30 protein-coding genes are annotated in these 24,437 nt (G+C 67.2%); 13 read left to right on the top strand and 17 right to left on the bottom strand.

Translation table 11 applies throughout. The features are described from left to right. Positions 1 to 71 precede the first annotated feature (71 nt). Positions 72 to 533 (top strand): Lrp/AsnC family transcriptional regulator, encoded by a 462-nt coding sequence (locus ASC83_RS06850; protein ID WP_056059735.1) that lies wholly within the window; start codon positions 72 to 74, stop codon positions 531 to 533. A 36-nt stretch (positions 534 to 569) separates the two neighbouring features. Here ASC83_RS06850 and ASC83_RS06855 read toward each other — a convergent pair whose 3' ends face one another. The 12 genes from ASC83_RS06855 to phnG form a co-directional block, all read right to left on the bottom strand. Continuing rightward, positions 570 to 1,154 (bottom strand): phosphonate degradation HD-domain oxygenase, encoded by a 585-nt coding sequence (locus tag ASC83_RS06855; RefSeq protein ID WP_056059737.1) that lies wholly within the window; start codon positions 1,152 to 1,154, stop codon positions 570 to 572. A 13-nt stretch (positions 1,155 to 1,167) separates the two neighbouring features. Continuing rightward, the gene (gene phnE / locus ASC83_RS06860) at positions 1,168 to 1,974 is read right to left on the bottom strand and encodes a phosphonate ABC transporter, permease protein PhnE (protein ID WP_056059739.1); all 807 of its coding nucleotides are present in this window, start codon (positions 1,972 to 1,974) and stop codon (positions 1,168 to 1,170) included. A 34-nt stretch (positions 1,975 to 2,008) separates the two neighbouring features. Next, positions 2,009 to 2,956 carry a phosphonate ABC transporter substrate-binding protein gene (gene phnD, locus ASC83_RS06865; protein ID WP_056059741.1) on the bottom strand — a complete coding sequence of 316 codons (948 nt, stop codon included), beginning with the start codon at positions 2,954 to 2,956 and terminating at the stop codon, positions 2,009 to 2,011. A gap of 54 nt (positions 2,957 to 3,010) precedes the next feature. Further along, positions 3,011 to 3,862, bottom strand: coding sequence for a phosphonate ABC transporter ATP-binding protein (gene phnC / locus ASC83_RS06870; RefSeq protein ID WP_056059743.1), 852 nt, complete (start codon positions 3,860 to 3,862; stop codon positions 3,011 to 3,013). Between the two features lie 205 nt (positions 3,863 to 4,067). Next, positions 4,068 to 5,222, bottom strand: a complete 1,155-nt coding sequence (locus ASC83_RS06875; RefSeq protein ID WP_056059745.1) for an alpha-D-ribose 1-methylphosphonate 5-triphosphate diphosphatase — start codon at positions 5,220 to 5,222, stop codon at positions 4,068 to 4,070. Further along, positions 5,219 to 5,953: a phosphonate C-P lyase system protein PhnL gene (gene phnL / locus ASC83_RS06880; RefSeq protein ID WP_056059748.1), complete on the bottom strand. Its 735-nt coding sequence runs from the start codon at positions 5,951 to 5,953 to the stop codon at positions 5,219 to 5,221. Before phnL ends, ASC83_RS06875 begins: the two co-directional genes overlap by 4 nt. Then, entirely contained in the window at positions 5,950 to 6,738 is a 789-nt protein-coding gene (phnK, locus tag ASC83_RS06885) for a phosphonate C-P lyase system protein PhnK (RefSeq protein ID WP_056059751.1), read from the bottom strand. The genes phnL and phnK overlap by 4 nt, the downstream gene beginning before the upstream one ends. Then, positions 6,735 to 7,196, bottom strand: coding sequence for a GNAT family N-acetyltransferase (locus ASC83_RS06890; protein WP_056059753.1), 462 nt, complete (start codon positions 7,194 to 7,196; stop codon positions 6,735 to 6,737). The genes phnK and ASC83_RS06890 overlap by 4 nt, the downstream gene beginning before the upstream one ends. After that, positions 7,193 to 8,113, bottom strand: a complete 921-nt coding sequence (locus ASC83_RS06895; RefSeq protein WP_056059755.1) for an alpha-D-ribose 1-methylphosphonate 5-phosphate C-P-lyase PhnJ — start codon at positions 8,111 to 8,113, stop codon at positions 7,193 to 7,195. The genes ASC83_RS06890 and ASC83_RS06895 overlap by 4 nt, the downstream gene beginning before the upstream one ends. Then, complete coding sequence (locus tag ASC83_RS06900; RefSeq protein WP_056059756.1) at positions 8,110 to 9,213, bottom strand: carbon-phosphorus lyase complex subunit PhnI; 1,104 nt, start codon at positions 9,211 to 9,213, stop codon at positions 8,110 to 8,112. Before ASC83_RS06900 ends, ASC83_RS06895 begins: the two co-directional genes overlap by 4 nt. Before the next feature lie 2 nt (positions 9,214 to 9,215). Further along, complete coding sequence (gene phnH, locus ASC83_RS06905) at positions 9,216 to 9,857, bottom strand: phosphonate C-P lyase system protein PhnH (protein WP_056059758.1); 642 nt, start codon at positions 9,855 to 9,857, stop codon at positions 9,216 to 9,218. Continuing rightward, on the bottom strand, positions 9,854 to 10,366 hold the full coding sequence (phnG, locus tag ASC83_RS06910) for a phosphonate C-P lyase system protein PhnG (RefSeq protein ID WP_056059759.1): 513 nt from the start codon (positions 10,364 to 10,366) through the stop codon (positions 9,854 to 9,856). Before phnG ends, phnH begins: the two co-directional genes overlap by 4 nt. 75 nt (positions 10,367 to 10,441) lie before the next feature. Here phnG and phnF point away from each other — a divergent pair, with 75 nt between their 5' ends. From phnF to ASC83_RS06935, 5 genes are read left to right on the top strand one after another with little or no spacing between them, the layout of a single operon-like run. Beyond that, on the top strand, positions 10,442 to 11,224 hold the full coding sequence (phnF, locus tag ASC83_RS06915; protein ID WP_156379449.1) for a phosphonate metabolism transcriptional regulator PhnF: 783 nt from the start codon (positions 10,442 to 10,444) through the stop codon (positions 11,222 to 11,224). Then, positions 11,211 to 11,939 (top strand): DUF1045 domain-containing protein, encoded by a 729-nt coding sequence (locus tag ASC83_RS06920; protein WP_056059763.1) that lies wholly within the window; start codon positions 11,211 to 11,213, stop codon positions 11,937 to 11,939. Before phnF ends, ASC83_RS06920 begins: the two co-directional genes overlap by 14 nt. Continuing rightward, positions 11,936 to 12,550, top strand: a complete 615-nt coding sequence (phnN, locus tag ASC83_RS06925) for a phosphonate metabolism protein/1,5-bisphosphokinase (PRPP-forming) PhnN (protein WP_056059765.1) — start codon at positions 11,936 to 11,938, stop codon at positions 12,548 to 12,550. Before ASC83_RS06920 ends, phnN begins: the two co-directional genes overlap by 4 nt. After that, on the top strand, positions 12,547 to 12,969 hold the full coding sequence (gene arsC, locus ASC83_RS06930; RefSeq protein WP_056059768.1) for an arsenate reductase (glutaredoxin): 423 nt from the start codon (positions 12,547 to 12,549) through the stop codon (positions 12,967 to 12,969). The genes phnN and arsC overlap by 4 nt, the downstream gene beginning before the upstream one ends. A gap of 39 nt (positions 12,970 to 13,008) precedes the next feature. Continuing rightward, the gene (locus ASC83_RS06935; protein WP_056059770.1) at positions 13,009 to 14,208 is read left to right on the top strand and encodes an MFS transporter; all 1,200 of its coding nucleotides are present in this window, start codon (positions 13,009 to 13,011) and stop codon (positions 14,206 to 14,208) included. A 20-nt stretch (positions 14,209 to 14,228) separates the two neighbouring features. Here ASC83_RS06935 and ASC83_RS06940 read toward each other — a convergent pair whose 3' ends face one another. Beyond that, positions 14,229 to 14,894, bottom strand: a complete 666-nt coding sequence (locus ASC83_RS06940; protein WP_056059772.1) for a DNA-3-methyladenine glycosylase I — start codon at positions 14,892 to 14,894, stop codon at positions 14,229 to 14,231. 73 nt (positions 14,895 to 14,967) lie between these two features. Here ASC83_RS06940 and ASC83_RS06945 point away from each other — a divergent pair, with 73 nt between their 5' ends. Genes ASC83_RS06945 through ASC83_RS06955 form a run of 3 tightly spaced genes read left to right on the top strand, consistent with a single transcriptional unit; the run spans position 14,968 to position 17,262 of the window. Then, positions 14,968 to 16,140: an aminopeptidase gene (locus ASC83_RS06945; RefSeq protein WP_056059774.1), complete on the top strand. Its 1,173-nt coding sequence runs from the start codon at positions 14,968 to 14,970 to the stop codon at positions 16,138 to 16,140. Continuing rightward, positions 16,133 to 16,540: a polyhydroxyalkanoic acid system family protein gene (locus tag ASC83_RS06950; RefSeq protein WP_056059775.1), complete on the top strand. Its 408-nt coding sequence runs from the start codon at positions 16,133 to 16,135 to the stop codon at positions 16,538 to 16,540. The genes ASC83_RS06945 and ASC83_RS06950 overlap by 8 nt, the downstream gene beginning before the upstream one ends. Before the next feature lie 17 nt (positions 16,541 to 16,557). After that, positions 16,558 to 17,262, top strand: a complete 705-nt coding sequence (locus tag ASC83_RS06955) for a nitroreductase (RefSeq protein ID WP_056059777.1) — start codon at positions 16,558 to 16,560, stop codon at positions 17,260 to 17,262. Positions 17,263 to 17,283: 21 nt separating this feature from the next. On the opposite strand, the gene ASC83_RS06960 is transcribed toward ASC83_RS06955, so the two are convergent. Further along, positions 17,284 to 18,345 carry an ornithine cyclodeaminase gene (locus ASC83_RS06960; protein WP_056059779.1) on the bottom strand — a complete coding sequence of 354 codons (1,062 nt, stop codon included), beginning with the start codon at positions 18,343 to 18,345 and terminating at the stop codon, positions 17,284 to 17,286. A gap of 201 nt (positions 18,346 to 18,546) precedes the next feature. Here ASC83_RS06960 and ASC83_RS06965 point away from each other — a divergent pair, with 201 nt between their 5' ends. Beyond that, on the top strand, positions 18,547 to 19,467 hold the full coding sequence (locus ASC83_RS06965) for a hydroxymethylglutaryl-CoA lyase (RefSeq protein WP_056059781.1): 921 nt from the start codon (positions 18,547 to 18,549) through the stop codon (positions 19,465 to 19,467). Positions 19,468 to 19,531: 64 nt separating this feature from the next. Here ASC83_RS06965 and ASC83_RS06970 read toward each other — a convergent pair whose 3' ends face one another. Then, positions 19,532 to 19,786 (bottom strand): acyl-CoA-binding protein, encoded by a 255-nt coding sequence (locus tag ASC83_RS06970; RefSeq protein ID WP_055397012.1) that lies wholly within the window; start codon positions 19,784 to 19,786, stop codon positions 19,532 to 19,534. 149 nt (positions 19,787 to 19,935) lie between these two features. On the opposite strand from ASC83_RS06970, the gene ASC83_RS06975 reads away from it, so the two are divergent. Together ASC83_RS06975 and ASC83_RS06980 are read left to right on the top strand one after the other, a co-directional pair. Next, positions 19,936 to 21,570: a wax ester/triacylglycerol synthase family O-acyltransferase gene (locus ASC83_RS06975; protein ID WP_056059783.1), complete on the top strand. Its 1,635-nt coding sequence runs from the start codon at positions 19,936 to 19,938 to the stop codon at positions 21,568 to 21,570. Positions 21,571 to 21,602: 32 nt separating this feature from the next. Then, a complete protein-coding gene (locus ASC83_RS06980) occupies positions 21,603 to 22,160 on the top strand; it encodes a DUF922 domain-containing Zn-dependent protease (protein WP_056059785.1) in 558 nt (185 codons plus the stop codon). 52 nt (positions 22,161 to 22,212) lie between these two features. On the opposite strand, the gene ASC83_RS06985 is transcribed toward ASC83_RS06980, so the two are convergent. After that, the gene (locus ASC83_RS06985; protein WP_056059787.1) at positions 22,213 to 22,821 is read right to left on the bottom strand and encodes a TetR/AcrR family transcriptional regulator; all 609 of its coding nucleotides are present in this window, start codon (positions 22,819 to 22,821) and stop codon (positions 22,213 to 22,215) included. Positions 22,822 to 22,910: 89 nt separating this feature from the next. On the opposite strand from ASC83_RS06985, the gene ASC83_RS06990 reads away from it, so the two are divergent. Next, positions 22,911 to 23,378: a nuclear transport factor 2 family protein gene (locus ASC83_RS06990; RefSeq protein ID WP_056059789.1), complete on the top strand. Its 468-nt coding sequence runs from the start codon at positions 22,911 to 22,913 to the stop codon at positions 23,376 to 23,378. A 33-nt stretch (positions 23,379 to 23,411) separates the two neighbouring features. On the opposite strand, the gene ASC83_RS06995 is transcribed toward ASC83_RS06990, so the two are convergent. Beyond that, positions 23,412 to 24,359, bottom strand: coding sequence for a LysR family transcriptional regulator (locus ASC83_RS06995; RefSeq protein ID WP_056059791.1), 948 nt, complete (start codon positions 24,357 to 24,359; stop codon positions 23,412 to 23,414). Between the last annotated feature and the right edge of the window lie 78 nt (positions 24,360 to 24,437).

The raw sequence follows: 24,437 nt of genomic DNA on the forward strand, positions 1-24,437 counted from the left end.
GGAAACCGCGAGGTTTTCGGAATTTTTACCAAAATCGAGCGGCTATGCAAGCAAATATTCAGACAGATGACATGGACGCCAGAATTATTTCGGCGCTAGGCGCCGATGGCCGACGTTCCTATGCCGATGTGGGGGCCGAAGTGGGACTGTCCACCGCCGCCGTGCACGAGCGCGTGAAGAAGCTTCTGGACAAGGGCGTGATTCGCCGGTTTTCGATCAGCGTGGACCCGGAACGCGTGGGGCTGAACTTCACCGCGTTTGTGGCGATCCGCAACGATGGCGGCGCGCACTGCCGCGACATTGCGCCGCGCCTGCGCGGTATCCCCCAGGTGGAGGAGTTGCACAGCGTGGCTGGCGAGCACGACTTCCTGGCCAAGATCCGCACCACGCACGCGCGCGGGCTGGAGGACGTGCTTTACCAGATCAAGGCGATTCCCGGCGTGGCGCGCACCACGAGCACCGTGGTCCTGAACACCGAATTCGAGGACCGGCCGCTGGACCTGGGCTGGGTGAATGGCGACAAGGGAGGTTGACGCGCGGGGGCTGCCTCGGCTTGGTCGCGCGGCTGTTTACGCTGCCACCGGGGCGAGTTCAGCCGCAGCGGCAATAGCCGCCGGAACTGGCGCCAGCCGCTGCACCAGCGCCATGTAGTAGCCCAGCGGGGGCGTGACCAGCCCCGGCACCTTGGCATGGTCGTCATAGCGGCGCAGGCGGATGGCCTCCTGCGCGAAGGGCTGGGCCGCAAACTGCATCGCCTCTTTGGGCGTGAAGGGCCCGCCCTGCAGCACCAGGCTGTGCTGCGATGCGGGCGACAGTGTCTCCCAGTACCCCGGCTCCATGGTGCACAGGTAGCGCTTGGCATCCACATGCAGGCGGATGGGCTCCAGCACCGCGTCGGGCAGTAGGCCCCGCAAGAACGGGATGGCCATGTACTGGTGCAGGTCGTCCTGCTCGGCCGTGTCGCCCCCCGGCGCCAGCAGGTGGCCCAGGTCGTGCAGCAGGGCCGCGACGACGGTGGCCGGGGTTTCACCCGATTTTTCGGCCCACTGTGCACACTGCAGCGCATGCTCCAGCTGGCTGACCGCCTCGCGGCCGTACTGGTTCACGCCCCGCGTGGCAAGCAGGTGGGTGATGTCTTCAAGGGTCAATGCCACGGTGTGCTCCTTGTCAGACCAGTGCCTTGCGGATGCGGGCCGACACCAGGTCGATAACACTCACCGTGACCACGATGATGAGCATGACCGCGCAGGTCTCGGCGTACTGGAAGCCCCGGATGATTTCCCACAGCACCACCCCAATGCCCCCGGCGCCCACCATGCCCACCACCGAAGCCGAACGCACGTTGGCTTCAAAGCGGTACAGCGTGTACGAGATCCACAGCGGCATGACCTGCGGGATCACGCCATAGATGATTTCGTGCAGTGCGCTCGCACCGGTGGAGCGGATGCCTTCCACGGGCTGCGGGTCAATCGCCTCCACGGCTTCGGAGAACAGCTTGGCCAGGGTGCCCGAGGTGTGGATCCACAGGGCCAGGACACCCGCAAAAGGCCCCAGGCCCACGGCCACCACAAACAGCATGGCAAACACCATTTCGTTGATGGCGCGGCACGCGTCCAGCACGCGGCGCACCGGCTGGTAGACCCACCAGGGCACGATGTTGGACGAGGCCAGCAGTGCCAGCGGCACGGCGGTGACCACCGCCAGCGCCGTGCCCCACAGCGCGATCTGCAGCGTGACCAGCATCTCCTGCACATAGATCTGCCACTGCGCAAAATTGGGCGGAAAGAACTCCGCCGCATAGCTGACCATGTTGCCCGAGTCGTTCCACAGATCGAACGGGCGCATGTCGGCGCCCTTCCAGGACGCCGCCAGCAACACCAGCAGGATGCCCCACGACAGGTACCAGGCCAGGCTGCGCTTGGGCGACGAGGTGCCGGCCAGTGTGGCCAGCGAGGGATTCAAAGCAGAGGACATGGAGACACCCGGGCCATAACAAGAAACCTACGGATTACTTCAACGACGCCAGCTGCTGGTCGATCTCGGCCAGGCGGGTCTTCTTGTCAGAATCAGCCAGCGTCGCGTCGGCCTCGATCTTGTTGCGCTTGCCGAACAGGTCCAGCTGGCGGATGGGGGTGAGCTGTGCGTTCGTTGATGGCTTGAAGCCCGAGAGCTTGGAGATCTTCATCACGATCTCCTTCTCGCGCGCATCGGTCTTGGCGTAGTTGTAGAAGAAGTCGCGGATCTTGGTCTTGGTGGCCTCGGGCAAGTCCTTGCGCATCACCAGCGGGTCCAGCGGAATCAGGGGCGAGGTCCAGACGATCTTGATGTCCTTGAACTTCTCGGGCTGGCGCTCCTTGATCTTTTCCAGGTTCTCGCTGTTGTTGGTGGCCACATCCACCTGCTTGTTGGCCACGGCCAGCGCGTTGGTCTCGTGGTTGGCACTGCGCGTGATCTTGAAGTGCGTCTTCGCGTCGATCTTGTTCTGTGCAAAGGCGTAGTAGCCGGGCACCAGGAAGCCCGAGGTGGAGTTGGGGTCGCCGTTGCCAAAGCTCAGCGACTTGCCGTTCTTGAGCACGTCATCCAGGGTGGCCAGGGGGCTGTCCTTGTGCACGATGAGGTGCGAGTAGTAGCCCTGGGTGCCGTCTGCGTTCACCATCTGCGCAAAGACTTCGCCGTTGGCGCGGTCCACGGCTTCCATGGCCGACTTGTTGCCCAGCCAGGCCACCTGCATCTTGTTGAAGCGCATGGCTTCGATGAGGCCTGCGTAGTCGGATGCAAAGAAGGCATTGATCTTCAGACCGGTCTGCTTGGCCATGTCATCCAGCAGGGGCTGCCAGTCTGCCTTGAGGTTTTGCGAGGCCTCGGTCGAGATCATGCCGAAGTTGATGTCCTGGGCCAACGCGCCCGTGGTCAAACCCAGCCCGATCGTCAGGGCGGCACACAGTTTCTTGAACATGTTGAAAACTCCAGAGAAAGGAATTGAAAAGAAACAAAAGACCGTTCAGGCGGCCTAGACCATGGCGGGCGTCCACTGCGGGACGGGTGTTGGGGCATGCACGGGTGCTGGTGGGGCACCCGCTGCATCCGACAGAATTTCGTCGGCGTGCACGCCATAGAGGCTGCGCAGCAGTGCGGGCGTGAGGGCCGCCGATGGGCCGTCGTACACCACCTGGCCGTGGTGCAACGCCACCACGCGGGGGCAGTATTTGATGGCCACATCTACCTGGTGCAGCGACACGATGACGGTGCAGCGGTCCTCGCGGTTGATGCGGGCCAGGATGTCCATGACCTTGCGCGAGGATTCGGGGTCCAGCGAGGCGATGGGCTCGTCGGCCAGCACCACCTTGGCGCCCTGCACCAGCGTGCGTGCAATGGCCGCGCGCTGCTGCTGCCCGCCGGACAAGGTGGACGCACGCTGTGCATGGCATTCGGCAATGCCCACGCGGTGCAGCGCCTCCAGCGCCAGCGCACGCTCCTGCGGCTTGAACATGCGCAGCCAGCCGCGCCACCAGGGCGTGCGGTGCAACAGGCCCACCAGCACGTTCATCAGCACGGGCAGTCGGTCCACCAGGTTGAACTGCTGGAACACAAAGCCCACCTGCGAACGCACCTTGCGGATGTCGCTGTGGATGCGCCCGCCCTGCTGCACGCAGCGACCATCCACCTCGATCAGCGAATCGCTGGCCGCATCGGCTACCACCAGGCCCGCCACGTGGCGCAGCAGGGTGGACTTGCCCGAGCCCGAGGCACCAATCAGCGCCACCATCTCGCCGCGCTGCACGGTGAGGTTGATGTCGCGCAGGGCGTGTTTGCCATTGGCGAAATGCTTGTTCAGTTGGTGGATGTGCAGTGCGGCGGTCATGGCAGCCTCCTTTGGGGGTTAATTCCGTTTCCAAATCATTCGTGTCTAGGCGCAAAGCCGCAGACAGTGCTGTAGCACGGCAAGGCGAAGCAACAACGACACGGATGATTTGGAAACGGAATAAGTCGTCTAGACAACCGGAGTGTGGTTGGTGGGCGTGACAGTGCTTTGACAGTTGGGAGAAGTTTGGATGTCAGAGGTGGCCCTAGAGCACCCGCTGCCCTTCGCGCCACACCCCACGCACCACGGCCTGGCGGCCGCCATCGGGCAGCTCGGCCATGTGCACCTGCACCAGGTCGGCCCGCAATCCGGGGGCCAGCGCGCCCCGGTCGGCCATGCCTGCGGCCTTGGCGGGGTTGCAGGTGACGGCGGCCACAGCCCGTGGCAGAGGCAATATGTCGTCCTGCACCAGCCGCATCACCGCGCTCAGCAGGCTGCCGGGCACATAGTCGGACGAGAGGATGTCCAGCAAGCCCCTGCGCGCCAAGTCGGCCGCCGCCACGTTGCCCGAGTGCGAACCACCGCGCACCACGTTGGGCCCGCCCATCACGGTGAGCAATCCACGTTCGTGCGCGGCCTGGGCTGCGGCCAGCGTGGTCGGGAACTCCGACATCGCGGCCCCTTCCGCATGGGCCTGTTCCACATGCGCCACCGTGGTGTCGTCGTGGCTGGCCAGCGAGATGCCGTGTGTGCGGCAGTAATCCACGAAGTACGCGCGGTGCGGCTCGGCGTACTGCGCCTGCAGCGTGGCCGCGTGCGCCACCTGACGCTCGAACTTCTCGGCGCTCCAGCCCTTCTTGCCGGTGTAGTAGGTGCGTGCCTGCTCGATGTTCTCCCACTGGCGCTGGCCTGGGGTGTGGTCCATCAGCGAAATCAGCGACAGGCGCGGGTGCCCGTGGAAGGGCTCGAACAGGTCGATGGTGTTGGGCGCAGGCAGCTCGCAGCGCACATGCAGGTGGTGGTCGGCCCGCAGCAGGTTGCGCTCGGTGCAGGTGTCGATGGTGTCGAGCACGCGGTTCCAGGCGCTGCCGCGCAGGCTGTCCACATCGGCCTCGCCCACGCCCAGCGCATCCAGCACCGTGGTGATGCCTGCGGCCGCAATCTCGGCGTCGTGCGCCAGCAGTGCGGGCATCTCGGCCCATTGCACCTTGGGTCGCGGCATCAGGTGGCGCTCGAAATTGTCGGTGTGGATTTCGACCAGCCCGGGCAGCAGGTAGTCGCCCCCCAGGTCGATACCTTGCAGGGCCGCAGTGTCCCCACTATCCAGCGACGCAATGCGCCCGCCATCCACCTGCAGGCTGCCCAAAACCACTTCGTCCGGCAGCACCATGCGGGCGTTCTTGAACACGGTCGCGGTCATGCCGATGCTCCCCGAAAGTCGCCCACATTCACGCGGCGCGTGGCCACGGCGGCGCCCACCTGCGCGTCGTGAAAAATGCCCACCAGGGCCGCCCCGCGCGCCACCGCCTCGTGGATCATGGCGATCACGGTCTCGGTGTTGGCTGCATCGAGCGATGCGGTGGGCTCGTCCAGCAACAGCAACGGCTTGGGCTTGATCATGTTGCGGGCAATGTTGATGCGCTGCTGCTCCCCGCCCGAGAAGGTGGCGGGCGGCAGGTGCCACAGCCGCTCGGGGATGCGCAGGCGGGTCAGCCACTGCCGGGCGGCCTCGCGCGCGGCCTCGATGCCCGCAGGGTCGCCGCCCGCGTCTTCGGCCAGTGGCTCGGCCACCACATCCAGGGCCGACACCCGTGGGATGACCCGCAGGAACTGGCTCACATAGCCCACGGTGTCGCGCCGCAGCTGCACCAGCGCACGCGGCGTGGCCTGCGTCACATCCACCACGGCGCCATCGGCCGAGCGCACGGTGATGCTCCCTGCATTGACCCGGTAGTTGGCGTAGATCATCTTGAGCAGCGTGCTCTTGCCCATGCCCGAGGGGCCGTCCAGCACCACACATTCACCGGGCTGCACGGCCAGGTCCACCTGGGCGAGCACGGGCAGTTCGATGCCGTTCTGGTGGTGCAGGGTGAAGCGCTTGGCCACCCCTTGCATCTGGAGAATGGGCGCAATGGAAGGGGGCTGGTTCATGGCTGCAGTACCGAAGAAACGAGGAGCTGGGTGTAAGGGTGTTGCGGGTCGTCGAGCACCTGGTCGGTCAGGCCCGCCTCCACCACGCGGCCGCGTTGCATGACCACCATGCGGTGGGCCAGCAGGCGTGCCACGGCCAGGTCGTGCGTGACCACAATGGCCGCCAACTGCATCTGCCGCGTGAGCTGGCGCAGCAGGTCCAGCAGGCGCGCCTGCACCGACACATCGAGGCCCGACGTGGGTTCGTCCATGAACACCAGGCGGGGCTGGGTGACGAGGTTGCGCGCAATCTGCAGGCGCTGGCGCATGCCGCCCGAAAACGTGCGCGGTGCATCGTCGATGCGCGCCGCGTCGATCTCGACACGCTGCAGCCATTCGGTGGCCGTGGCGCGCAGCTTTCCGTAGTGGCGCTCGCCCAGGCCCATCAGGCGCTCGCCCACGTTGGCACCGGCGGACACATCCATGCGCAGGCCGTCCGCCGCGTTCTGATGCACAAAGCCCCAGTCAGTGCGGGCCAGCAGACGCTGCTGCGCTTCGGTCATGGCATAGATGTCCTGCAGCTCGCCGCTGCGCTGGCGGAACTGCACCGTGCCTTCGTCCGGGGCGCTGCGTGCTGCAATGGCGTTGAGCAGCGTGGACTTGCCAGAGCCCGACTCGCCCACCACGGCGAGTACCTCGCCGGGCCACAGGTCAAAGGACGCGCCTTGCAGCGCCACGCGGTCGCCATAGCGCTTGCTGACGTTGCGCACGCTCAGCAGCGGCGCAGAAGGTTCGGGGTGATTCATGTGAGGGTCTCGACAACAAAGCTCAGGCCATGCTGCGCAAAGCCCAGGGATTCATAGAAGGCATGCGCGCCCTGGCGGCGGGCGTTGGACGAGAGCGCGAGCTTGTAGCAACCCGCGTCCCGCGCCTGCTGCATGGCGTGGGCCATCATCTGGCGGCCAATGCCTCGGCCCTGCTGGTCCTGTGCCACCACCACGTCTTCCACGATGGCCGAGGGCGTGCCCCGGTGCGCCAGGTTGTGCATGACGAGCAGCGCATAGGTGCCCACCACGGCGCCGTGCTGCGCGGGGTCGCAGGCCACCCACAGGCGGTAGCTGGGGTAGCGGGCGAACTGGGCCCACACGGCCTGGGCTTCTTCCAGGGTCAGCACGTCGGCCGGGCTGTCTTCAATGGCGGCATACAGCGCCAGCACGCTCTCCAGGTCTGCCTGCCGGGCTTCGCGGATGTGCACGGTGCTCATGCGGCGCCGCCTTCCACCCGCGCAGTTTCGGCCTGCTGCGCCTGGCGCTCCTGGCAGTAATCCGAGTCCGAACACACATGCATGCGCCCGCCCTGGTCGTCGGTGATGACCTCGTCCAGAAAACTGTCGGTGGCACCACACAGCGCGCAGGCAGCATCCCAGCGCTGCACCTCGAACGGGTGGTCCTCAAAACCCAGGCTCTCCACTGGTGTGTAGGGCGGCACGGCGTAGATGCGCTTTTCGCGGCCCGCGCCAAACAGCTGCAGCGCGGGGTTCATGTGCATCTTGGGGTTGTCGAACTTGGGGATGGGCGACGGCGCCATCACATAGCGGCCGTTGACCAGCACGGGGTAGTCGTAGGTGGTGGCGATGTGGCCGTAGCGTGCGATGTCTTCGTAGAGCTTGACGTGCATGAGCCCGTACTCGGCCAGGCCGTGCAGCGTGCGCGTTTCGGTCTCGCGCGGCTCCAGGCGCTGCATGGGCTCGGGCACCGGTACCTGGTAGACGATGACCTGGCCCTCGGCCAGCGGCGTCTCGGGGATGCGGTGGCGTGTCTGGATCAGCGTGGCCTCGCGCGTGCGGGTGGTGGTCGCCACGGCCGTGGTGCGCTCGAAGAAGCGGCGGATGTTGACCGCGTTGACCGTGTCGTCCGATCCCTGGTCGATGACCTTGAGGCAGTCCTGCGGGCCGATGATGGACGCGGTGACCTGGATGCCGCCCGTGCCCCAGCCATAGGGCAGCGGCATCTCGCGCGAGCCAAACGGCACCTGGTAGCCGGGGATGGCCACGGCCTTGAGGATGGCGCGGCGGATCATGCGTTTGGTGCGCTCGTCCAGGTAGGCAAAGTTGAAGTGGCCGTCCACCGGCGCGGCGTCGGCGGGCAGGCCCATCACGGCGGGTTCCATGGGCGCGTTCATGCGGCATCCTCCTCGGCGGGGGTGGTGGGATGGGCGGCAGCGGCGCGCATCTTGCGCACCAGCTCCAGCTCGGACTGAAAGTCCACGTAGTGCGGCAGCTTCAGGTGCTGCACAAAGCCCGAGGCCTCCAGGCTGTCGCTGTGGCCCAGCACAAACTCCTGCATCTGTGCGGGGGACTCCACCGGCTCGCCCAGCTCATCGGCGCGCAGGGCGCGGTCCACCAGGCCCATGGCCATGGCCTTGCGCTCGCTGTGGCCAAACGCCAGGCCGTAGCCGCGCGTGAACTGCGGGGGCTGGCTCTTGCTGCCTGCAAACTGGTTCACCATCTCGCACTCGGTGATCTCGATGTCGCCAATGTCGATGGCAAAGCCCAGTTCTTCGGGCACGACCTCCACCGCCACCGTGCCCAGGCGCACCTCGCCCACAAACGGGTGCGAGTGCGAATAGCCGCGCTGCGTGGAATACGCCATGGCGAGCAGGAAGCCCTCGTCGCCGCGCGCCAGGTTTTGCAGGCGCGTGGCCCGGTTGGCGGGAAAGCGCAGCGGCTCGCGGGTCAGGTCGGTGGGCGCGGGGTCGCCCGGGGGCACGGGGCGGGTCTCGATCAGGCCTTCCTGGTTGAGCAGGTCCACCACACGCGGCGTGGGGCCGGGCGGCACAGCCACTGCCGCAGCGGCAGGCGGCGTCACCGGGCCTTCGGCCAGCAGCTTGAAGTCGAGCAGGCGCTGCGTGTAGTCGTAAGTGGGGCCCAGCACCTGCCCGCCGGGCAGATCCTTGAACGTGGCGGAGATGCGCCGGTCCAGCGCCATGCGGCTGGTATCCAGCGGGCAGGTGGTGCCCAGGCGCGGCAGCGTGGCGCGGTAGGCGCGCAGCAAAAAGATGGCTTCCACCAGGTCGCCTGCTGCCTGCTTGATGGCCAGGGCCGCCAGCTCAGGGTCGTACACCGATCCCTCGGTCATCACCCGGTCTACGGCCAGCTTGAGCTGCTGGCGGATCTGCGGCACCGAGAGTTCGGGCTCAGAGACATCGCCCCGGCGCTGGCGGGCCAGCAGCTGGTAGCTGTTGAGAATGGCGGCTTCTCCGCCTTTGACGGCTACGTACATGCTCAAGCCTCCTGAAGGGCAGTGGCACCGCGCGTTGTCCGCGTGGTACGTGGCAGACCGACGATGTGGTCTGCAGTGGCCAGCAGCAGATCCACACCGCGTGGAAACACCCCATGGTTGGCCGCCCACTGGGCCTCGAAGTCGTCGGGCAAACCATCCACCCGCAAGGCCGCCACCTCCTGGATGCCGGGGCCGCGCAAGTGCCACGCATCACTCGCGTCCGTCGTGGTGGCGGCGGCACGCGATACATCGACCACGCAAGTCGCTGACTGGTCGGGGTAGATGTCGGTACCCAGGGCCAGACGGTTCAGGGCAGGCAGCGCATCACCCTGCGCCACCCACACAAAGCGAGCCTGCGCAGCGTCGGCCACCACAGTGCAGCCTGTGTGAAAGCGCAGCCAGGCACCGGCATCACTGGCTGCCAGCTTGGGCGAGAGCCACAAGGTGCAGTCGCTGTCGAGCAGCGCCAGCAGCACGGCAGCCGATGCGGAATGCCCCACGGCAGGAGCCTGCGCATCGTGTTCGACCGCGACCGTGCGGCCGGGGTGCGACAGCGCCTGCAGCACCGCGCGGAACACCGCCTGGCTGCCAAAGGCTTCATTCGAAAATCCGGCACCCAGCGATGCCAACGGGGTCGTGCTCATTCGGTGTCCTCGTCGTTGTCGGCACCGCTCTCGCGCGCCACGGTAAAGAAGTCCACCTTGGTGCTGGCGGCCCGCGCCTGGCGCTCGGCCTGGGTGTTGCGCAGGTGGTTGCGGATGGGTTCGAGCAGTTGTGCGTCCAGCACCGGTTGCTGAACAGGGTCTTGCAGCAGCGCATCGGCCAGGGCCGCCAGCTGCACCTGGCGGTGCGATCGGCCCAGCACGTAGGCCACGCCCACAGTGGCCTTGGCGGCGTCCGATGCGTCGGCCACGCGCAGCGCGCAGCGGGTGACGGTGACCTCGCCCAGGTTGAAGCGCTCGCCCGTGCCACCGGCGCGGCCCTGCACCATCATCAGGCCGGTCTCTGGTGCACGCAGCCAGCGCGCGGGGCGCGTGGCGTGCTCGTGCAACGCAGATTCGAGCAGCCCCAGCGGCGCCCGGGCCAGCAGCGCCATCCACTGCGCGCGGCCCAGGGGGCGGCCCGGCCCCGGGTTGTCAAAGGCTTGAAACATGGAAGTGGTACCCTGAAAGTTGTATAGACAAATTGAACAACTGGCGCCAGCTTAAAGAGCGCGCATGTAGGTTTCATGACAGCCAGCACCACCTCTCTCACGACCCCGTTGCAGGTCCTGCAAGCACCACCACTGCACCCTGCGCGCGACAGCTTCTGGACGCGCATTGCCGCCGAGCTGGCCGAGGCCATCGGCAGCGGTGTCTATCCGCCAGGCCAGCGACTGCCCTCGGAACACGCGCTGGCCGAGCAGTTCGGCGTGAACCGCCACACCATCCGCCGTTCGCTCGCCAGCCTGTGCAGCCAGGGGCTAGTGCGCATCACGCAGGGCAGCGGCACCTATGTGGAAGACTTTGCGGTGGACCTGGTGCTGGGCAAGCGCACGCGCCACCAGCAGGGCCTGGCGCAGGCGGGGCTGCGCGGCAGCCTGGTGGTGCTGCAGGCCCAGACCACGCGCGCCACGGCGGCGCTGGCGAAGGCGCTGCAAGTGCCCGCGCGCAGCCCGCTGCTGGCGCTGCGCGTTCGGGGCGACGCCGAGGGCCAGCCCCTGCACATCAGCGAGCGCTACTTTCCCCTGCCGCGCTTCGAGAACCTGGCGGCCGTGGTGCGCGAGACAGGCTCCATCACCGCAGGCTTCACCGCCCACGGCGTGGCCGACTACACCCGCCGCGAAAGCCGCATCACCGCCGAGCTGCCGAGCGCCGAAGTGGCTGCCCAGTTGCGCCAGCCCACCTCACGCCCCGTGCTGCAGGTAGAGAGCCTGAACGTGGACCTGGCGGGCACGCCCATCGAATGGGCCCGCGCCTGGTTTGCGGGCGACCGCGTGAAACTGACCATTGACCACGATGAACACGCCTGACATGCCTCCCACCCACCACCGCTATGCGGTCTATTTCGCACCCAACCCGGGCAGCCTGGGCTGGCTCGCCGGCAGCCACTGGCTGGGGCGCTGCGCTGCGCTGCTGCAGCCACTGCAACAGCTCGCCATCGACGGCGTGGCGGCGGACGACCTGCACCGCCTTACGGCGGCACCCCGCCGCTACGGCTGGCACGCCACGCTCAAGGCGCCGTTTGCGCTGGCGCCCGGCACCGACTGGATCACGCTGCACCAGGCCGTGCAGTCCGTGGCGCGCGGTCTGCAACCCTTTGTGCTGCCGCCCCTGCAGGTGCAGCGCATCGACGACTTTCTAGCGCTGGTGCCCCCGGCGTTGCACCCCGCCAATGCGCAGATCCAGGAGACAGCCGCCACCTGCGTGACGGCGCTGCAGCCCTTGGCCGCACCCTTGTCCGACGCGGACCTCGCCCGGCGCCGCTCGGCGGGGCTCACGGCCCGGCAGGACGCGCTGCTGCAGCAATGGGGCTACCCCTTTGTGCTGGACGAGTTCCGCTTTCACATGTCGCTCACCGGCAGCCTGGCGCAGGTGGACAAACAGACGCAGGCGCTGGTGTTCGAGGCCGCGCAGGAGTTCTTCTCGGACCTTCCCATGCTGAAGTTCAACAGCCTGGCCTTGTTCGCAGAGCCCACACCCGGCGCTGACTTTGTGCTGCTGGATCACCTGGAGATGGGCGCATGACCGCGGGCCGGCTGGTCTACTGCATGGGCCCCTCGGGTGCGGGTAAGGACAGCCTGCTGAACTGGTTACGGACACACCTGCCCACCCCGTGCCCCGTGCACTGGGCGCAGCGCACCATCAGCCGTGCCGCGACGTCTGCCGGCGAAGTGCATGAAAGCGTTTCGCCCCAAACGTTTGTTGCGCTGTGCAGCGACCACGCCTTTGCCCTGCACTGGCAGGCCAACGGCCTGGGTTACGGCGTGCGGCATGCGCAACTGGCGCCGCTGGCGCAGGGTCACTGGGTGCTGCTCAATGGCTCGCGCGCCTACCTGCCCGAGGCCCTGGCGCGCTTCCCAGACCTGGTGGCCGTGCACATCACCGCCAGCCCGCAGGTGCTGCGCGGACGTCTGCTGGCGCGCGGCCGCGAGACGCGCGAAGAGGTGGAGGCCCGGGTGCAGCGCGCGCTGGCCTACAGCCCGCCGCGGGGAGCGGCCAGCCTGGAGGTGCACAACGACGGAGCGCTGGGCGATGCGGGCCAGCGGCTGCTGAACGCGTTGGAAAATTTACCGGGCTGGCCCCAGCGCAGTGGCAAACTTTCGCCCGTCGCTCCCATCCTTTCCAGCACGCCATGACCACCATCACGATCTATCACAACCCCAAGTGCGGCACGTCCCGCAACACCCTCGCCATGATCCGCAACAGCGGCTTGGAGCCCGAGGTCATCGAATACCTGAAAGCCCCGCCCGACCGCGCCACGCTGGTGGCGCTGATTGCCGCCACGGGCGAGCCGGTGATCAACGCCGTGCGCACCAAGGAGGCGATCTTCACCGAGCTGCAACTGGACGCACCGGGCGTCACCGACGCGCAGCTCATCGACGCGATGCTGCAGCACCCCATCCTCATCAACCGCCCCATCGTGGTCACGCCCCTGGGCACGCGGCTGTGCCGCCCGTCCGAGAAAGTGCTGGACATCCTGCCCGCACCGCAGCAAGGTGCCTTCACCAAGGAGGATGGCGAAGTCGTCATCAACGCGCAGGGCCAGCGTGTCTGAGGCAACCTCGCGCGCCTCCACCATGGCCCACCGCGCGGCATGAGCGCCGCCTCGCAACGCTGGACCGTGGCGCGCCTGGGCACGGCCCAGACGCTGGCCTGGGCCTCGTCCTACTACCTGCCTGCCATGCTGGCCGCGCCCATGGCGCGCGACCTGGGTGTGGCCACCCCCACGGTGTTCGCGGCGTTTTCCGTGGCGCTCATCGTGTCGGCGCTGCTCGGGCCTTTCGCGGGCCGGGCCATCGACCGCCATGGCGGCCGCCCGGTGCTGGTGGGCACCAACCTGTTGTTTGCAGCTGCTCTGGTGGGCATGGCCCTGGCGCAAGGCCCGGTGGGCCTGTTTGCCGCCTGGGTATTGATGGGCGTGGCCATGGGGTCGGGCCTGTACGAGGCCGCATTTGCCACGCTGGTGCGGCTGTATGGCCAGGGCGCACGCGGCGCCATCACCGGCATCACGTTGATCGCGGGGTTTGCCAGCACCGTGGGCTGGCCGCTGTCGGCCTGGATGGAGACGCAGTGGGGTTGGCGCGGAGCGTGCGCGGGCTGGGCCGCATTGCACTTGCTGGTGGGCGTTCCACTCAATGGCTGGCTGCCACGCGCCGACGCCGCAGACAAGGCCCCCGAACCATCGACGGACGCCATCGCAGCGCCCACCACAGAACCGGCCGTATCCGCCCCGCCCACTCCAGCCCACCCGCTGCGCACCACCGTGCTGCTGTCCTTCGTGTTTGCGGTCACCTGGTTCACGAGCACCGCCATGGCAGCCCACCTGCCTCGCCTGCTGCAGGCCAGTGGCACATCGCTGCAGGCGGCAGTGGCCCTGGCGGCGCTAGTGGGCCCGGCACAGGTGGCGGCGCGCCTGCTGGAGTTTGGTTTTCTGCGCCGCCTGCACCCGCTGCTGTCGGCCCAGCTGGCTGCCGCCGCACACCCCGTGGGCGCGGGCCTGCTGATGGTGCTGGGCGGGCCTGCTGCCGCAGTATTTACCGTGCTGCACGGAGCAGGCAACGGGATACTGACCATTGCCAAGGGCATGCTGCCACTGGTGCTGTTTGGGCCAGCAGGCTACGGCGCGCGCCAGGGCCTGATGATGGTGCCCGCCCGCGTGGCGCAGGCTTTTGCACCGGTGCTGTTTGGCATGCTGCTGGACAGCGCCGGGGCAGCTGCCCTGTGGCTCACCACACTGCTGGGCCTGGCCGCGTTGGGAGCGCTGTGGCTGCTGCGGCCCGTGGCGCGGGCCTGAACGAGCTATCAATCCATCGGTCAGCCGCGCGGCACCTCAAACGCCTTCCGCGCCGCGAGCGCTGCGGGGCGCGAGTGGCAGCCTTCCAGGTGGTCATTGACCAGACCCATCGCCTGCATGAAGGCGTACACCGTGGTGGGTCCCACAAAGCTCCAGCCGCGCTTTTTCAGGTCCTTGGACATGGCAATGGATGCGGGCGAAGTGGACAGCGTGCGCGCCACTTCGCGCGTGAGCCGCTCGGGCCGGTCGGCAGCGGCCGGCTCGTAGCGCCAGGCGTAGTGCGCCAGCGATCCGAATTCGCGCTTAAGCTCCAGCACGCGGCGCGCGTTGTTGATGGTGGACTCGATCTTGCCCCGGTGGCGCACGATGGCCGCATCCTGCACCAGGCGCTCGACTTCGGCGGGGCCGAAGGCCGCGACCTGCTCGGCGTCGAAGTTCGCGAACGCGGCGCGAAAACCCTCGCGCTTGTTCAGGATGGTGAGCCAGCTCAGGCCTGACTGAAAGCCTTCCAGGCAGATCTTCTCGAACAGCCGCCGGTCGTCCGCCACGGGGAACCCCCACTCGTGGTCGTGGTAATGGCGATAGAAAGGCGTGGCCTGGCACCAGATGCAGCGTGGGCAATCGGCCTCGTCGGCAAACAGGCCGGCAGGCAGGTCAGGGGCGGATTCAGCGGTCATGCGCTGCATTCTAGAAACTGCACCGGCCACACTGCTGACACCCCTTCAAACGCCCCGCGCGATCTGCCCATAAACTGCCCGCATGCGCCAGCTTCTCCCCCATCTGCGAGCCGTATCTCCCCTCATGATCAGCCTTGCCTTGGCGGGCTGCGCCAGCACCACCGGCCCCAGCAGCATGCTGGGCTACTACTGGCAATCGGTGCAGGGGCACATGCAGATCATGCAGGCGGCCGAGCCCATCGACCGCTGGATCGCCCGCACCGACATCCCCCCCGCCCTGCGCGAGCGGCTGCAACTGGCGCAGCGCGCCCGCGCCTTTGCCGTGGCCGAGCTGGGCCTGCCTGACAACGCCAGCTACCGCCGCTATGCGGACCTCAAACGCCCCGCTGCCGTCTGGAACGTGGTGGCCGCGCCGCCGTACTCCCTGATGCTGCACACCTGGTGCTTCCCGGTGACGGGTTGCATTGGCTACCGGGGCTACTTTACCGAGGCTGCCGCGCAAGCCGAGGCAGCGGAGCTGGCCGCCCAGGGGCTGGAAGTGGAGGTGTATGGCGTGCCCGCGTATTCCACGTTGGGCTATATGAACTGGGCGGGCGGCGACCCGTTGCTCTCCACCTTTGTCGCCTGGCCCGAGGGCGACTTTGTGCGCCTGCTGTTCCACGAGCTGGCGCACCAGGTGGTCTATGCCAAGAACGACACCTTGTTCAACGAGTCCTTTGCCACGGCGGTGGAGCGCATCGGCGTTGCGCAGTGGCTGGCAACCCAGTCCACCCCGGAGGCCCGCAAGGCCTTTGCCACCAGCGAGGCACGGCGCAGCGCCTTCCGCGCGCTGACCCGCGCCACCCGCGCTCGGCTGGCAGCCATTTATGGACAAAAAGAGGCTCTAGCGCTGGATGATCAAGCGCTAGCAGCTATGAAAAGTGAAGCAATGGAGGCTTTCCGCACCGGTTACGCGGCCCTGCGCACGCAATGGCTGAACACATCCAGCGGGGGGGCACCCCAAGCCACCACCGCCCAGGTGGCGGGCTACGACCGCTGGGTGGCCCAAGCCAACAACGCCAGCTTTGCCGCCCAGGCTGCCTACGATGAACTGGTGCCCGCGTTCGAAGCCCTGTTCGAACGCGAGGGCCGCGACTGGCCCCGGTTTTATGATGCCGTACGGCAACTGACGCAACAGCCCCAGCCACAACGGCACGAGGCACTGCGCGCCCTTCTATCTGATACCCAACACCTCAAGGAGACACCCGGTGCCTGACATCCATATCCACCGCGACCACCACCTGGGCTTCAAGGAGGCCCGCAAGGTCGCCTTCTCCTGGGCCGAAAAGGCCGAAGAAAAATTCGACATGGAGTGCACCTACGAAGAGGGCGAGACGGAAGACCTGCTTACATTCACCCGCTCGGGCGTCAAGGGCACGCTGCTGGTGGATGCCCACCAGTTCGAGATGAAGGCGCAGCTGGGCTTTTTGTTCGGCGCGTTCAAGGACCGCATCGAGGCCGAAATTGGTGAGCAGCTCGACGCCCTGCTCAATGCGCCTCACCCCGGCGCCAAGAAGCCCGCTGTCGACAAGAAGAAGCACGCGGCTGAGGCAGGGGCAGACAAGCCGGGTACCAAGGCAGCGGCCAAACCTGCCGCCAAAGCCAAGAAGGCATAGCTATCGATGCCATCACCATGACATCCACCGCCACGGACTCTGCCACCCACAGCACGGCATTCGACACCCTCTCCACGCTGCTCCACACCCGCTACAGCTGCCGCGCGTTTCTGCCCGAACCCCTATCGCGCGCCACCATCGAAGCCATCCTGGTCACCGCGCAGCGCACGGCATCGTGGTGCAACGCGCAGCCCTGGCAGCTCACCATCGCCAGTGGCGCCACGCTGGAGCGCCTGCGCGGCGCGCTGCAGTCGCACATGGCCAACGCAGCCCCTGCGCCCGACCTGCCCTGGCCGCGCGAATACCGGGGCGTGTACCAGGAGCGGCGGCGCGAATGTGGCTGGGGCCTGTACGAAGCCCTGGGCATTGCCAAGGGCGACCGCGAAGCCTCGGCCCGTCAGGCGGCGCAGAACTTCACCATGTTTGGTGCACCGCATGTGGCCATCATCACCAGCGACGAGGCACTGGGCGTGTATGGTGCGGTGGACTGCGGTGCGTACGTGAGCAACTTCATGCTGGCCGCGCACAGCCTGGGCGTGGGCTCCATCGCGCAGGCTGCGCTGGCGTCCTACCCCGGCGTGCTTCGCGAGGTGCTGGGCATTGGTGAGGACCGCAGCATCGTCTGCGGCATCTCGTTTGGCATGGCAGATACCGCCCACCCGGCCAACCATTTCCGCACCACTCGCGCCGACCCGGGGAGCAGTGTGGTGTGGCGAGACTGAAAGGGCGTGACCGGGCGGGCGTCAGGCCACAGCGCGCAGCAGGGGGTTGTGCGTGCGCAGCAGCCCAAACAGGTTCTTGGGGTCTGACAGCTGGGGGATGAGTTCGATGGGTTGGCCCATGCCCAGCTCGGTGGCCGCATCGCGCAAGAATCGCAGTGCAGAAAAGTCCTCCAGCGCAAAACCCACGGAGTCGAACACCGTCACCGCCGCATCGCTGGCCCGGCCGGTGTGCTGACCTGCCAGCACTTCCCACAGCTCGGTCACCACAAAGTCGGCAGGCAACTGCTGGATGTCGCCTTCGATGCGTGTCTGCGGGGTGTATTCCACAAACACCTGGGCCTGGCGCAACACGTCGGCATGCAGCTCGGTCTTGCCGGGGCAGTCGCCGCCGACAGCGTTGATGTGCATGCCGGGCACCAGCATGTCGGGCGTGAGAATGGTGGCATTGGTCTTGTCGGCCGTCACCGTGGTCACGATATCGGCGCCACGCACGGCCTCGGCCGTGCTGTTGCAGACCACGGTGCGCAGGCCCGTGCCTTGCAGGTTGGCCTGCAGCTTGGCGGTGGCGGCCGGGTCCGTGTCAAACAGCCGCAGCGTGGTGACGCCCAGCAGGTGGTGGAAGGCCAGCGCCTGGAACTCGCTTTGGGCGCCGTTACCGATCAGCGCCATGGTGCGCGCACCGGGGCGTGCCAGGGCGCGGGCGGCCACGGCCGACATGGCGGCGGTGCGCAGGGCGGTGGTGAGGGTGAGTTCGCTCAGCAGCAGCGGCACGCCGGTGGCTACATCGGCCAGCACGCCAAACGCCATCACGGTCGGCAAGCCCCAGCGCGTGTTCTTGGGATGGCCGTTGACGTACTTGAACGCATAGGTCTGGTCGTCGGCAATCGGCATGAGTTCGATCACGCCGTCGCGCGAATGGCTGGCCACACGTGCGGATTTGTCGAACGCGCCCCAGCGCAGAAAGTCGGACTGGATGTAGTCGGCAATGCCGAGCAGGCAGGCCTCGACGCCCTTGCGCTGCACCATGTCGATGACATCGGTGGCACTGAGGTAGCGGGTGGAAAAGGGATGGGTTGAGGGCATGGCGCTTGTCTCCGAATGGGAATGGATACGGCTCCAAGCAGTGTCTCGAAGCGCCAAAACAATGGGAATCGCCCAATCTGCTGCATATTGCTGGACTGCTTGCCGGTATGGCATCACAAATTGCCACTTTGTTCAAAAGCCCCAGAGCACCTTCTGGCAGCGCCAGCGCGCTATCCTCGGCGGCATCCTCCGTCCAGCACCATGACGCAACCCCAAGTACTCATCAGCGAAGTCGGCCCGCGCGATGGCCTGCAGTCCGTCAAAGCCACCATGCCCACGGCCGACAAGTTGCGCTGGATCGACGCCCTGGTGGCGGCCGGCCTGCGCGAGATCGAAGTCGGCTCCTTCGTGCCCGCCCGCCTGCTGCCCCAGATGGCCGATGTGGCCGAAGTGGTGCAGCACGCGCTCACCCACCCTGGCATCACCGTGATGGCCCTGGCCCCCAACCTGCGCGGCGCCGAGGCGGCGCTGGCAGCAGGGGTGCACAAGGTCACCCTGCCGGTATCGGCCAGTGCTGCCCATTCGCTGGCCAATGTGCGCAAGACGCGCGAGGCCATGGTCGAGGAGGTGCGCGCCGTGGCACAGCTGCGTGATGAGTTGGCGCCCGGCGTGCTGGTGGAGGTGGGGTTGTCCACTGCCTTTGGCTGCACGCTGCAGGGCGTGGTGCCCGAGGACGATGTGATCTGGCTCGCAGGCCTGTGCGCCGAGGCCGGCGCCGACGAGGTGGGCCTGTCGGACACCACCGGCATGGCCAACCCGGCGCAGGTGCGCCGCCTGTTCACGCGCCTGCGCGCCGAGCTGGGTGCCAAGGCCGGTGCGGCCCACATGCACAACACCCGCGGGCTGGGGCTGGCCAACTGCCTGGCGGCCTACGACGTGGGGGTGCGCACCTTTGATGCGTCGCTGGGCGGCCTGGGCGGCTGCCCCTATGCACCGGGCGCGTCGGGCAACGTGGTGACCGAAGACCTGGTGTTCATGTTCGAAGCCATGGGTATTGCCACGGGGGTGGACGTGGAGCGCCTGATGGCCGCCCGCGTGCCGCTGCAGACAGGGCTGCCGGGCGAGCCGGTCTACGGCATGACGCCGGAAGCGGGGCTGCCCAAGGGGTGGGTCCAGCGTTAGGCACCTCTGCCCCCAAAGAAAAAGGCGACCGAAGTCGCCTTTTTCTTTGGGGGTCACCGCCGTATCAGCTCAGCGAGGTGATCAGGTCCACATACTGTTGCTTGGCCTCGTCGGCACCCGTGCCCTTGAGCTTTTCCCAGGCGTCCCACTTGGCGCGGCCCACCATATCGGAGAAGCTGGGCTTCTTCTCGGTGTTGTCGCCGGCGGTGGCTTGCTTGTACAGCGCGTAGATCTTGAGCAGCGTGGCGTTGTCGGGACGCTCGCTCAGGTTCTTGGAATTGGCCACGGCTGCTTCGAAGGTGGCATTGAGGTCGGCCATGTCGGTGTGCTCCTTGGGATGTGTGGGGGGAGGGAAAGAACGGTGTCGGCAAGGGTTTGCTGCGTTGTATCTTACGGGCTGAGCACGGCCCGGGGCCGCTCAATCCATAGAGGCAAGCCCCCAAAAATCAAACAATAGGTGTACATCTGATGGTGACCCGCATTCCAGCCCCCCGCAAAGCCGCCCCCGGCCTCAGCACGAGCCCCCTGCGCACCATGCGCGACCAGGCGCCTGAGGTGGCACGCAAGGCCGCCCAGGCCCTGCCCCCCGCAGCCCGCAAGGCCGCCACCGTGGTGCAGAAGAACGTGCGCCGCGCGGCCACCGGCATGCTGGGCCTGTCGGGCGAACGCATGAGCAAGGTCGATACCGCCTGGCTGCGCATGGATTCGCACAGTAACCTGATGATGATCAACGGCGTGTGGACCCTGTCACCCGGCATCACCTGGGAGGCCTTGTGCGAACGCGTGCAGCAGCGCCTGCTGCAGTACCCGCGCTTTCGCCAGCGGGTGGTGGAAGATGCCGCAGGCGCCACCTGGGTGGAGGACCGCAACTTCGACATCGCTGCGCATGTGCTGCGCGAAAAGCTGCCCCACGGCACAGGCCACAGCATGCAGCGCGCACTGCAGGACCGCGTGGGCGAACTCGCCATGCAGCCGCTCGATACACGCCGCCCGTTGTGGCAAATGCACCTGATCGAAGACTTTGTGGGTGATGACGGCGCGAAGGGCAGCGCGCTCATCGTGCGCATCCACCACTGCATTGCCGACGGCATTGCACTCATCTCGGTGACCATGTCGCTGGTCGATGGCGGCTCGGAACCCCCCAAGCGCAAGGCGCGGGCAGACAAGGAAGCCGCCACCGCCGAGGACTGGATCGCCGACGCACTCATCAAACCCTTCACCGGCCTCACCGTCAAGGCACTGGACCTGGCGGGCGACAGCGCCGCCAAGTCGTTGCAGATGCTGGGAGACCCGGAAAAGGCCATGCACCACGGGCTGACCGGCACCATGGACATGGCCCGCGTGGCCTACCAGCTCGTCAGCGATGCGGCGGCATTGGCGCTGATGCCTGACGACTCCCCCACGCGCCTGAAGGGCCAGCCCGGCAGCGCCAAGCGCGTGGCCTGGTGCCCGCCGATTCCGCTCGAAGAGGTCAAGGCCATCGGCAAGGCGCTCAACTGCTCCATCAACGATGTGCTGCTGTCGTGTGTGGCGGGCGCCATCGGCGGCTACCTGCGCAGCCAGGGCGACGACCCCACGGACCAGGAGATCCGCGCGATGATCCCGGTGAATCTGCGCCCCATGGAAGAGGCCTGGAAGCTGGGCAACCGCTTTGGCCTGGTGCCGCTGGTGCTGCCGATTGGCGTGGCCAACCCCGTCGAGCGCGTGTACGAAGTGCGCAAGCGCATGAACGCGCTCAAGGGCAGCACCCAGCCCATCCTGGCGTTTGCCATGCTCGCCGTGGCAGGCCTGATGATCAAGCCCGCGCAGGACGCACTGCTCAACCTGTTTGGCCGCAAGACCACGGCGGTGATGACCAACGTGCCCGGCCCCAAGGAGCAGCTCACGCTGTGCGGCGCACGCGTCACGCAGTGCATGTTCTGGGTGCCGCAGTCGGGTGACATCGGGCTGGGGGTCTCTATCCTCAGCTACGGCGGCGGCGTGCAGTTTGGCGTGATCACGGACACCACCCTGTGCCCCGAGCCGCAGCAGATCATTGATGCCTTTGCGCCCGAGTTCGACCAGCTGTCGCTCCTCACGCTGATGCTGCCGTGGGGCGACTGAACGCATCTGCGTTGCCAGAGCCACCACCCTGCGTGTGTCTGGGGTGGGTGGTGGCCTTGCTGCTGTCTGCGGGTGGGGCACACGCGGCCGTGGAGGAAGAAAGCACCCAGCGGCCCTACGTGGTGCGCGCCCAGCCCGGAGAGACACTGCGCGATGCCCTGCATGCTGCAACCCCCATTTCGGTGGGTGGACAGCGCTTTCATGGCTACACCCGCTGGAACGTGCGCTGGACCTTCCGCTGGTGGCGCGAAGCCTCGGGCCGCTGTGCGATCACCGAAGTCAACACCCGGCTGCGCACCGAAGTGCAGCTGCCCGACCTGCAGGCCGCCAGCCCGTCGCAGCAGGCGGTTTTTGACCGCTATTTGCAGGCGCTGTCCCACCACGAGCAAGGCCATGTGCAGATCGGGCGCGACGCAGCGCAGGCCATTGACCAGGCCATCCGCCAGATGCCCGCAGCGTCCGACTGCGCCACGCTGGAGCGCGAAGCCAATGCCCTGGGCCACCGGCTGCTGCAGGACCACGTGGCACGCGAGAAGCAGTACGACCAGCGCACCCGCCACGGTGCCACACAAGGCGCACGGCTGGACTGACCATGCGGGCGGCCGCCAGAAACGTTCCCATCTTTCCTATCGACCGACAGGCTCACCCCTTGCGCTGAGGAGGCGCCGCCACCAGCGCATCCGTCAGGCGGGACACTGCGGCCACCACCGCGGCGACAGGTTCGCCCATCTGCGCGCGCACGATGGCGCCCTCCACCACCAGGGTCAGCGCCTGCGCGTCCTCCGCACGGTGGGAAGGCGCTGACAACAAGGCAGCCAGCAACGCCGTCATGTCGCGCTTGTGGCGCTGCGCAATCTCCAGCACCTCGGGCACGGTGTCTCCCAGCTCGCTCACGCTGTTGATGAACGCACAGCCCCGAAAGTGCTTGCTGCCCAACCATTCCGCCAGCGCGGGCGCCAATGCCCGCGTGCGATCCGCCCCTGAGGGCAGCGCGTGCGCATGGCGCTGCAGCGCGTCGGCGAACCAGCTCATCCAGCCCGCGTGCCGGTACTCCAGATACGCACAGATGAGCGCGTTCTTGCTCGGGAAATGCCGGTAGAAGGTCACCTTGGTCACGCCAGACTCCGCAATCACCCGGTCGATGCCCGTGGCGCGGATGCCATCCCGGTAGAACAGCGCGTGCGCCGTGTGCAGCAGGCGGTCTCGGGCGGGCAGGTCTTGCCAGCCGACAGGGAGAGGATCAAAGGTCATTCGCTCATTGTAGACAAGTCTGTCTACATGGCTTTATGATGACACGTAGACAGACCTGTCTACATCAACCCTTCACCGTCGAGGTTCCCATGGAAACACGCCCGCCTTTGCCGCCCTTTACCCAACACACCGCCGTCCAGAAAGTGCGCCTGGCCGAAGACGGCTGGAACTCGCGCGACCCTGCCCGCGTGGCCCTGGCCTACACAGAGGACACGCGCTGGCGCAACCGCGCCGAGTTCCCCGTGGGCCGCGAGGCCGCCCGGCAGCTGCTGGAGCGCAAGTGGGCACGCGAACTGGACTACCGCCTCATCAAGGAGCTGTGGGCGTTCAGCGGCCACCGCATCGCCGTGCGGTTTGCCTACGAGTGGCATGACGACGCAGGCCAGTGGTACCGCAGCTACGGCAACGAGAACTGGGAGTTCAACGACGCAGGCCTGATGGCCGTGCGCCACGCCAGCATCAACGACCGCCCCATCCAGGCCGCAGACCGGCTGTTCTTCTGGCCGCTGGGGCGCCGGCCAGACGACCATCCGGGGCTGAGCGACCTGGGCCTTTAAGAATCGGCTGCCAGCCAGGGGAACGGCAAGCGCTCAGGCCTGCGGTGCCACCTGCGCCACCGCCAGTTCCCACAAGGACTCGGCCACTGGCGACATCTCGGCACGCTGGCGGTACAGGCGGATCTGCACCGGCACGTTCCAGTCAGCGCCCCCGGCAGCCACCAGCGTGCCGGCGCGCAGCTCGTCGGCAATCAGGCTTTCGGGCAGCCAGGCCACGCCCCGCCCTTCCTGGGCCAGGGTCTTGAGCAACACCGCGTGGTGCGCGGTGAAAACCACCGCCACCGGGCCGTCAGCACCGTCAGCGAACACCCCGCGCATGCGGGCCCGCATGATGCGGCCCAGGCCCGACGCCTCGCTGTAGGCCAGCACGGGCACCGGGGCCTGCTGGCCCAGCGCATGCAACGGCTGGCCTGCTGCGCCGCCGGGCTGCGGCGCACTGACTGGCAGCAGCCGGTCGTCCGCCAGGCGGCACATGGGGTACTGCGCCTCGTCCAGGCGCCCCGGCACCTCGGCGTGGCCATGGCACAGCACAAACTGCACACGCCGCTGGAGCATCAGGTCTTCGCAGGCCTGCGAGCTGTCGGACATGGTCTGGATGGGCCCCAGCCGCAGGCGTGCCTCCATGCCCACCAGCCAGCGCGGAAAGAACGTGAGAGAGAGCACGTGCGTGGCCGCAAAGCGCAGGCTGGCAGCCGCCAGGTCATGTGCAGCACGGGCCTTGATGCGCGCGGCCTCCAGATTGGCCAGGATGGTTTCGAGCAGCGGCAAAAAGCGCTGGCCTGCCGCCGTGAGCGCCGCGGGATGGGCACTGCGGTCGAACAGCTCCACGCCCACCCAGTCTTCCAGTGCGCGGATATGGCGGCTGAAGGCGGGCTGGGCAATGGCGCGGGCCTCGGCCGCACGCGAGAAATTGCCCGTCTCGGCCAGGGCGAGGAAATCCTCCAGCCATTCCAGGTCCAGGGGTCGGTTGCCGGGTCCCATGTGTCTCCGCGATGGATCGGTAGATAGTTGTATGCGATTCGAGTATTGGACCGCTGCAGCATGGCGCGGAATGATCCA

Origin of the sequence: Acidovorax sp. Root402 (genome assembly GCF_001425125.1) — a bacterium.
In the GTDB taxonomy this organism is placed as follows: domain Bacteria; phylum Pseudomonadota; class Gammaproteobacteria; order Burkholderiales; family Burkholderiaceae_C; genus Acidovorax; species Acidovorax delafieldii.

What these genes read in the sequence shown, in the direction of transcription:
- arsC (WP_056059768.1), top strand. Translation starts at nt 12,547, where the DNA reads ATGACCACCATCACGATCTATCACAACCCCAAGTGCGGCACGTCCCGC.
- ASC83_RS06945 (WP_056059774.1), top strand. Translation starts at nt 14,968, where the DNA reads ATGCGCCAGCTTCTCCCCCATCTGCGAGCCGTATCTCCCCTCATGATC.
- phnN (WP_056059765.1), top strand. Translation starts at nt 11,936, where the DNA reads ATGACCGCGGGCCGGCTGGTCTACTGCATGGGCCCCTCGGGTGCGGGT.
- ASC83_RS06975 (WP_056059783.1), top strand. Translation starts at nt 19,936, where the DNA reads ATGGTGACCCGCATTCCAGCCCCCCGCAAAGCCGCCCCCGGCCTCAGC.
- ASC83_RS06960 (WP_056059779.1), bottom strand. Translation starts at nt 18,345, where the DNA reads ATGCCCTCAACCCATCCCTTTTCCACCCGCTACCTCAGTGCCACCGAT.
- phnC (WP_056059743.1), bottom strand. Translation starts at nt 3,862, where the DNA reads ATGACCGCCGCACTGCACATCCACCAACTGAACAAGCATTTCGCCAAT.
- ASC83_RS06985 (WP_056059787.1), bottom strand. Translation starts at nt 22,821, where the DNA reads ATGACCTTTGATCCTCTCCCTGTCGGCTGGCAAGACCTGCCCGCCCGA.
- phnL (WP_056059748.1), bottom strand. Translation starts at nt 5,953, where the DNA reads ATGAACCAGCCCCCTTCCATTGCGCCCATTCTCCAGATGCAAGGGGTG.
- phnD (WP_056059741.1), bottom strand. Translation starts at nt 2,956, where the DNA reads ATGTTCAAGAAACTGTGTGCCGCCCTGACGATCGGGCTGGGTTTGACC.
- phnF (WP_156379449.1), top strand. Translation starts at nt 10,442, where the DNA reads ATGACAGCCAGCACCACCTCTCTCACGACCCCGTTGCAGGTCCTGCAA.
- ASC83_RS06955 (WP_056059777.1), top strand. Translation starts at nt 16,558, where the DNA reads ATGACATCCACCGCCACGGACTCTGCCACCCACAGCACGGCATTCGAC.
- ASC83_RS06965 (WP_056059781.1), top strand. Translation starts at nt 18,547, where the DNA reads ATGACGCAACCCCAAGTACTCATCAGCGAAGTCGGCCCGCGCGATGGC.
- phnH (WP_056059758.1), bottom strand. Translation starts at nt 9,857, where the DNA reads ATGAGCACGACCCCGTTGGCATCGCTGGGTGCCGGATTTTCGAATGAA.
- ASC83_RS06990 (WP_056059789.1), top strand. Translation starts at nt 22,911, where the DNA reads ATGGAAACACGCCCGCCTTTGCCGCCCTTTACCCAACACACCGCCGTC.
- ASC83_RS06995 (WP_056059791.1), bottom strand. Translation starts at nt 24,359, where the DNA reads ATGGGACCCGGCAACCGACCCCTGGACCTGGAATGGCTGGAGGATTTC.
- ASC83_RS06900 (WP_056059756.1), bottom strand. Translation starts at nt 9,213, where the DNA reads ATGTACGTAGCCGTCAAAGGCGGAGAAGCCGCCATTCTCAACAGCTAC.
- phnG (WP_056059759.1), bottom strand. Translation starts at nt 10,366, where the DNA reads ATGTTTCAAGCCTTTGACAACCCGGGGCCGGGCCGCCCCCTGGGCCGC.
- ASC83_RS06875 (WP_056059745.1), bottom strand. Translation starts at nt 5,222, where the DNA reads ATGACCGCGACCGTGTTCAAGAACGCCCGCATGGTGCTGCCGGACGAA.
- ASC83_RS06895 (WP_056059755.1), bottom strand. Translation starts at nt 8,113, where the DNA reads ATGAACGCGCCCATGGAACCCGCCGTGATGGGCCTGCCCGCCGACGCC.
- ASC83_RS06920 (WP_056059763.1), top strand. Translation starts at nt 11,211, where the DNA reads ATGAACACGCCTGACATGCCTCCCACCCACCACCGCTATGCGGTCTAT.
- ASC83_RS06890 (WP_056059753.1), bottom strand. Translation starts at nt 7,196, where the DNA reads ATGAGCACCGTGCACATCCGCGAAGCCCGGCAGGCAGACCTGGAGAGC.
- ASC83_RS06940 (WP_056059772.1), bottom strand. Translation starts at nt 14,894, where the DNA reads ATGCAGCGCATGACCGCTGAATCCGCCCCTGACCTGCCTGCCGGCCTG.
- ASC83_RS06850 (WP_056059735.1), top strand. Translation starts at nt 72, where the DNA reads ATGGACGCCAGAATTATTTCGGCGCTAGGCGCCGATGGCCGACGTTCC.
- ASC83_RS06935 (WP_056059770.1), top strand. Translation starts at nt 13,009, where the DNA reads ATGAGCGCCGCCTCGCAACGCTGGACCGTGGCGCGCCTGGGCACGGCC.
- ASC83_RS06970 (WP_055397012.1), bottom strand. Translation starts at nt 19,786, where the DNA reads ATGGCCGACCTCAATGCCACCTTCGAAGCAGCCGTGGCCAATTCCAAG.
- phnK (WP_056059751.1), bottom strand. Translation starts at nt 6,738, where the DNA reads ATGAATCACCCCGAACCTTCTGCGCCGCTGCTGAGCGTGCGCAACGTC.
- phnE (WP_056059739.1), bottom strand. Translation starts at nt 1,974, where the DNA reads ATGTCCTCTGCTTTGAATCCCTCGCTGGCCACACTGGCCGGCACCTCG.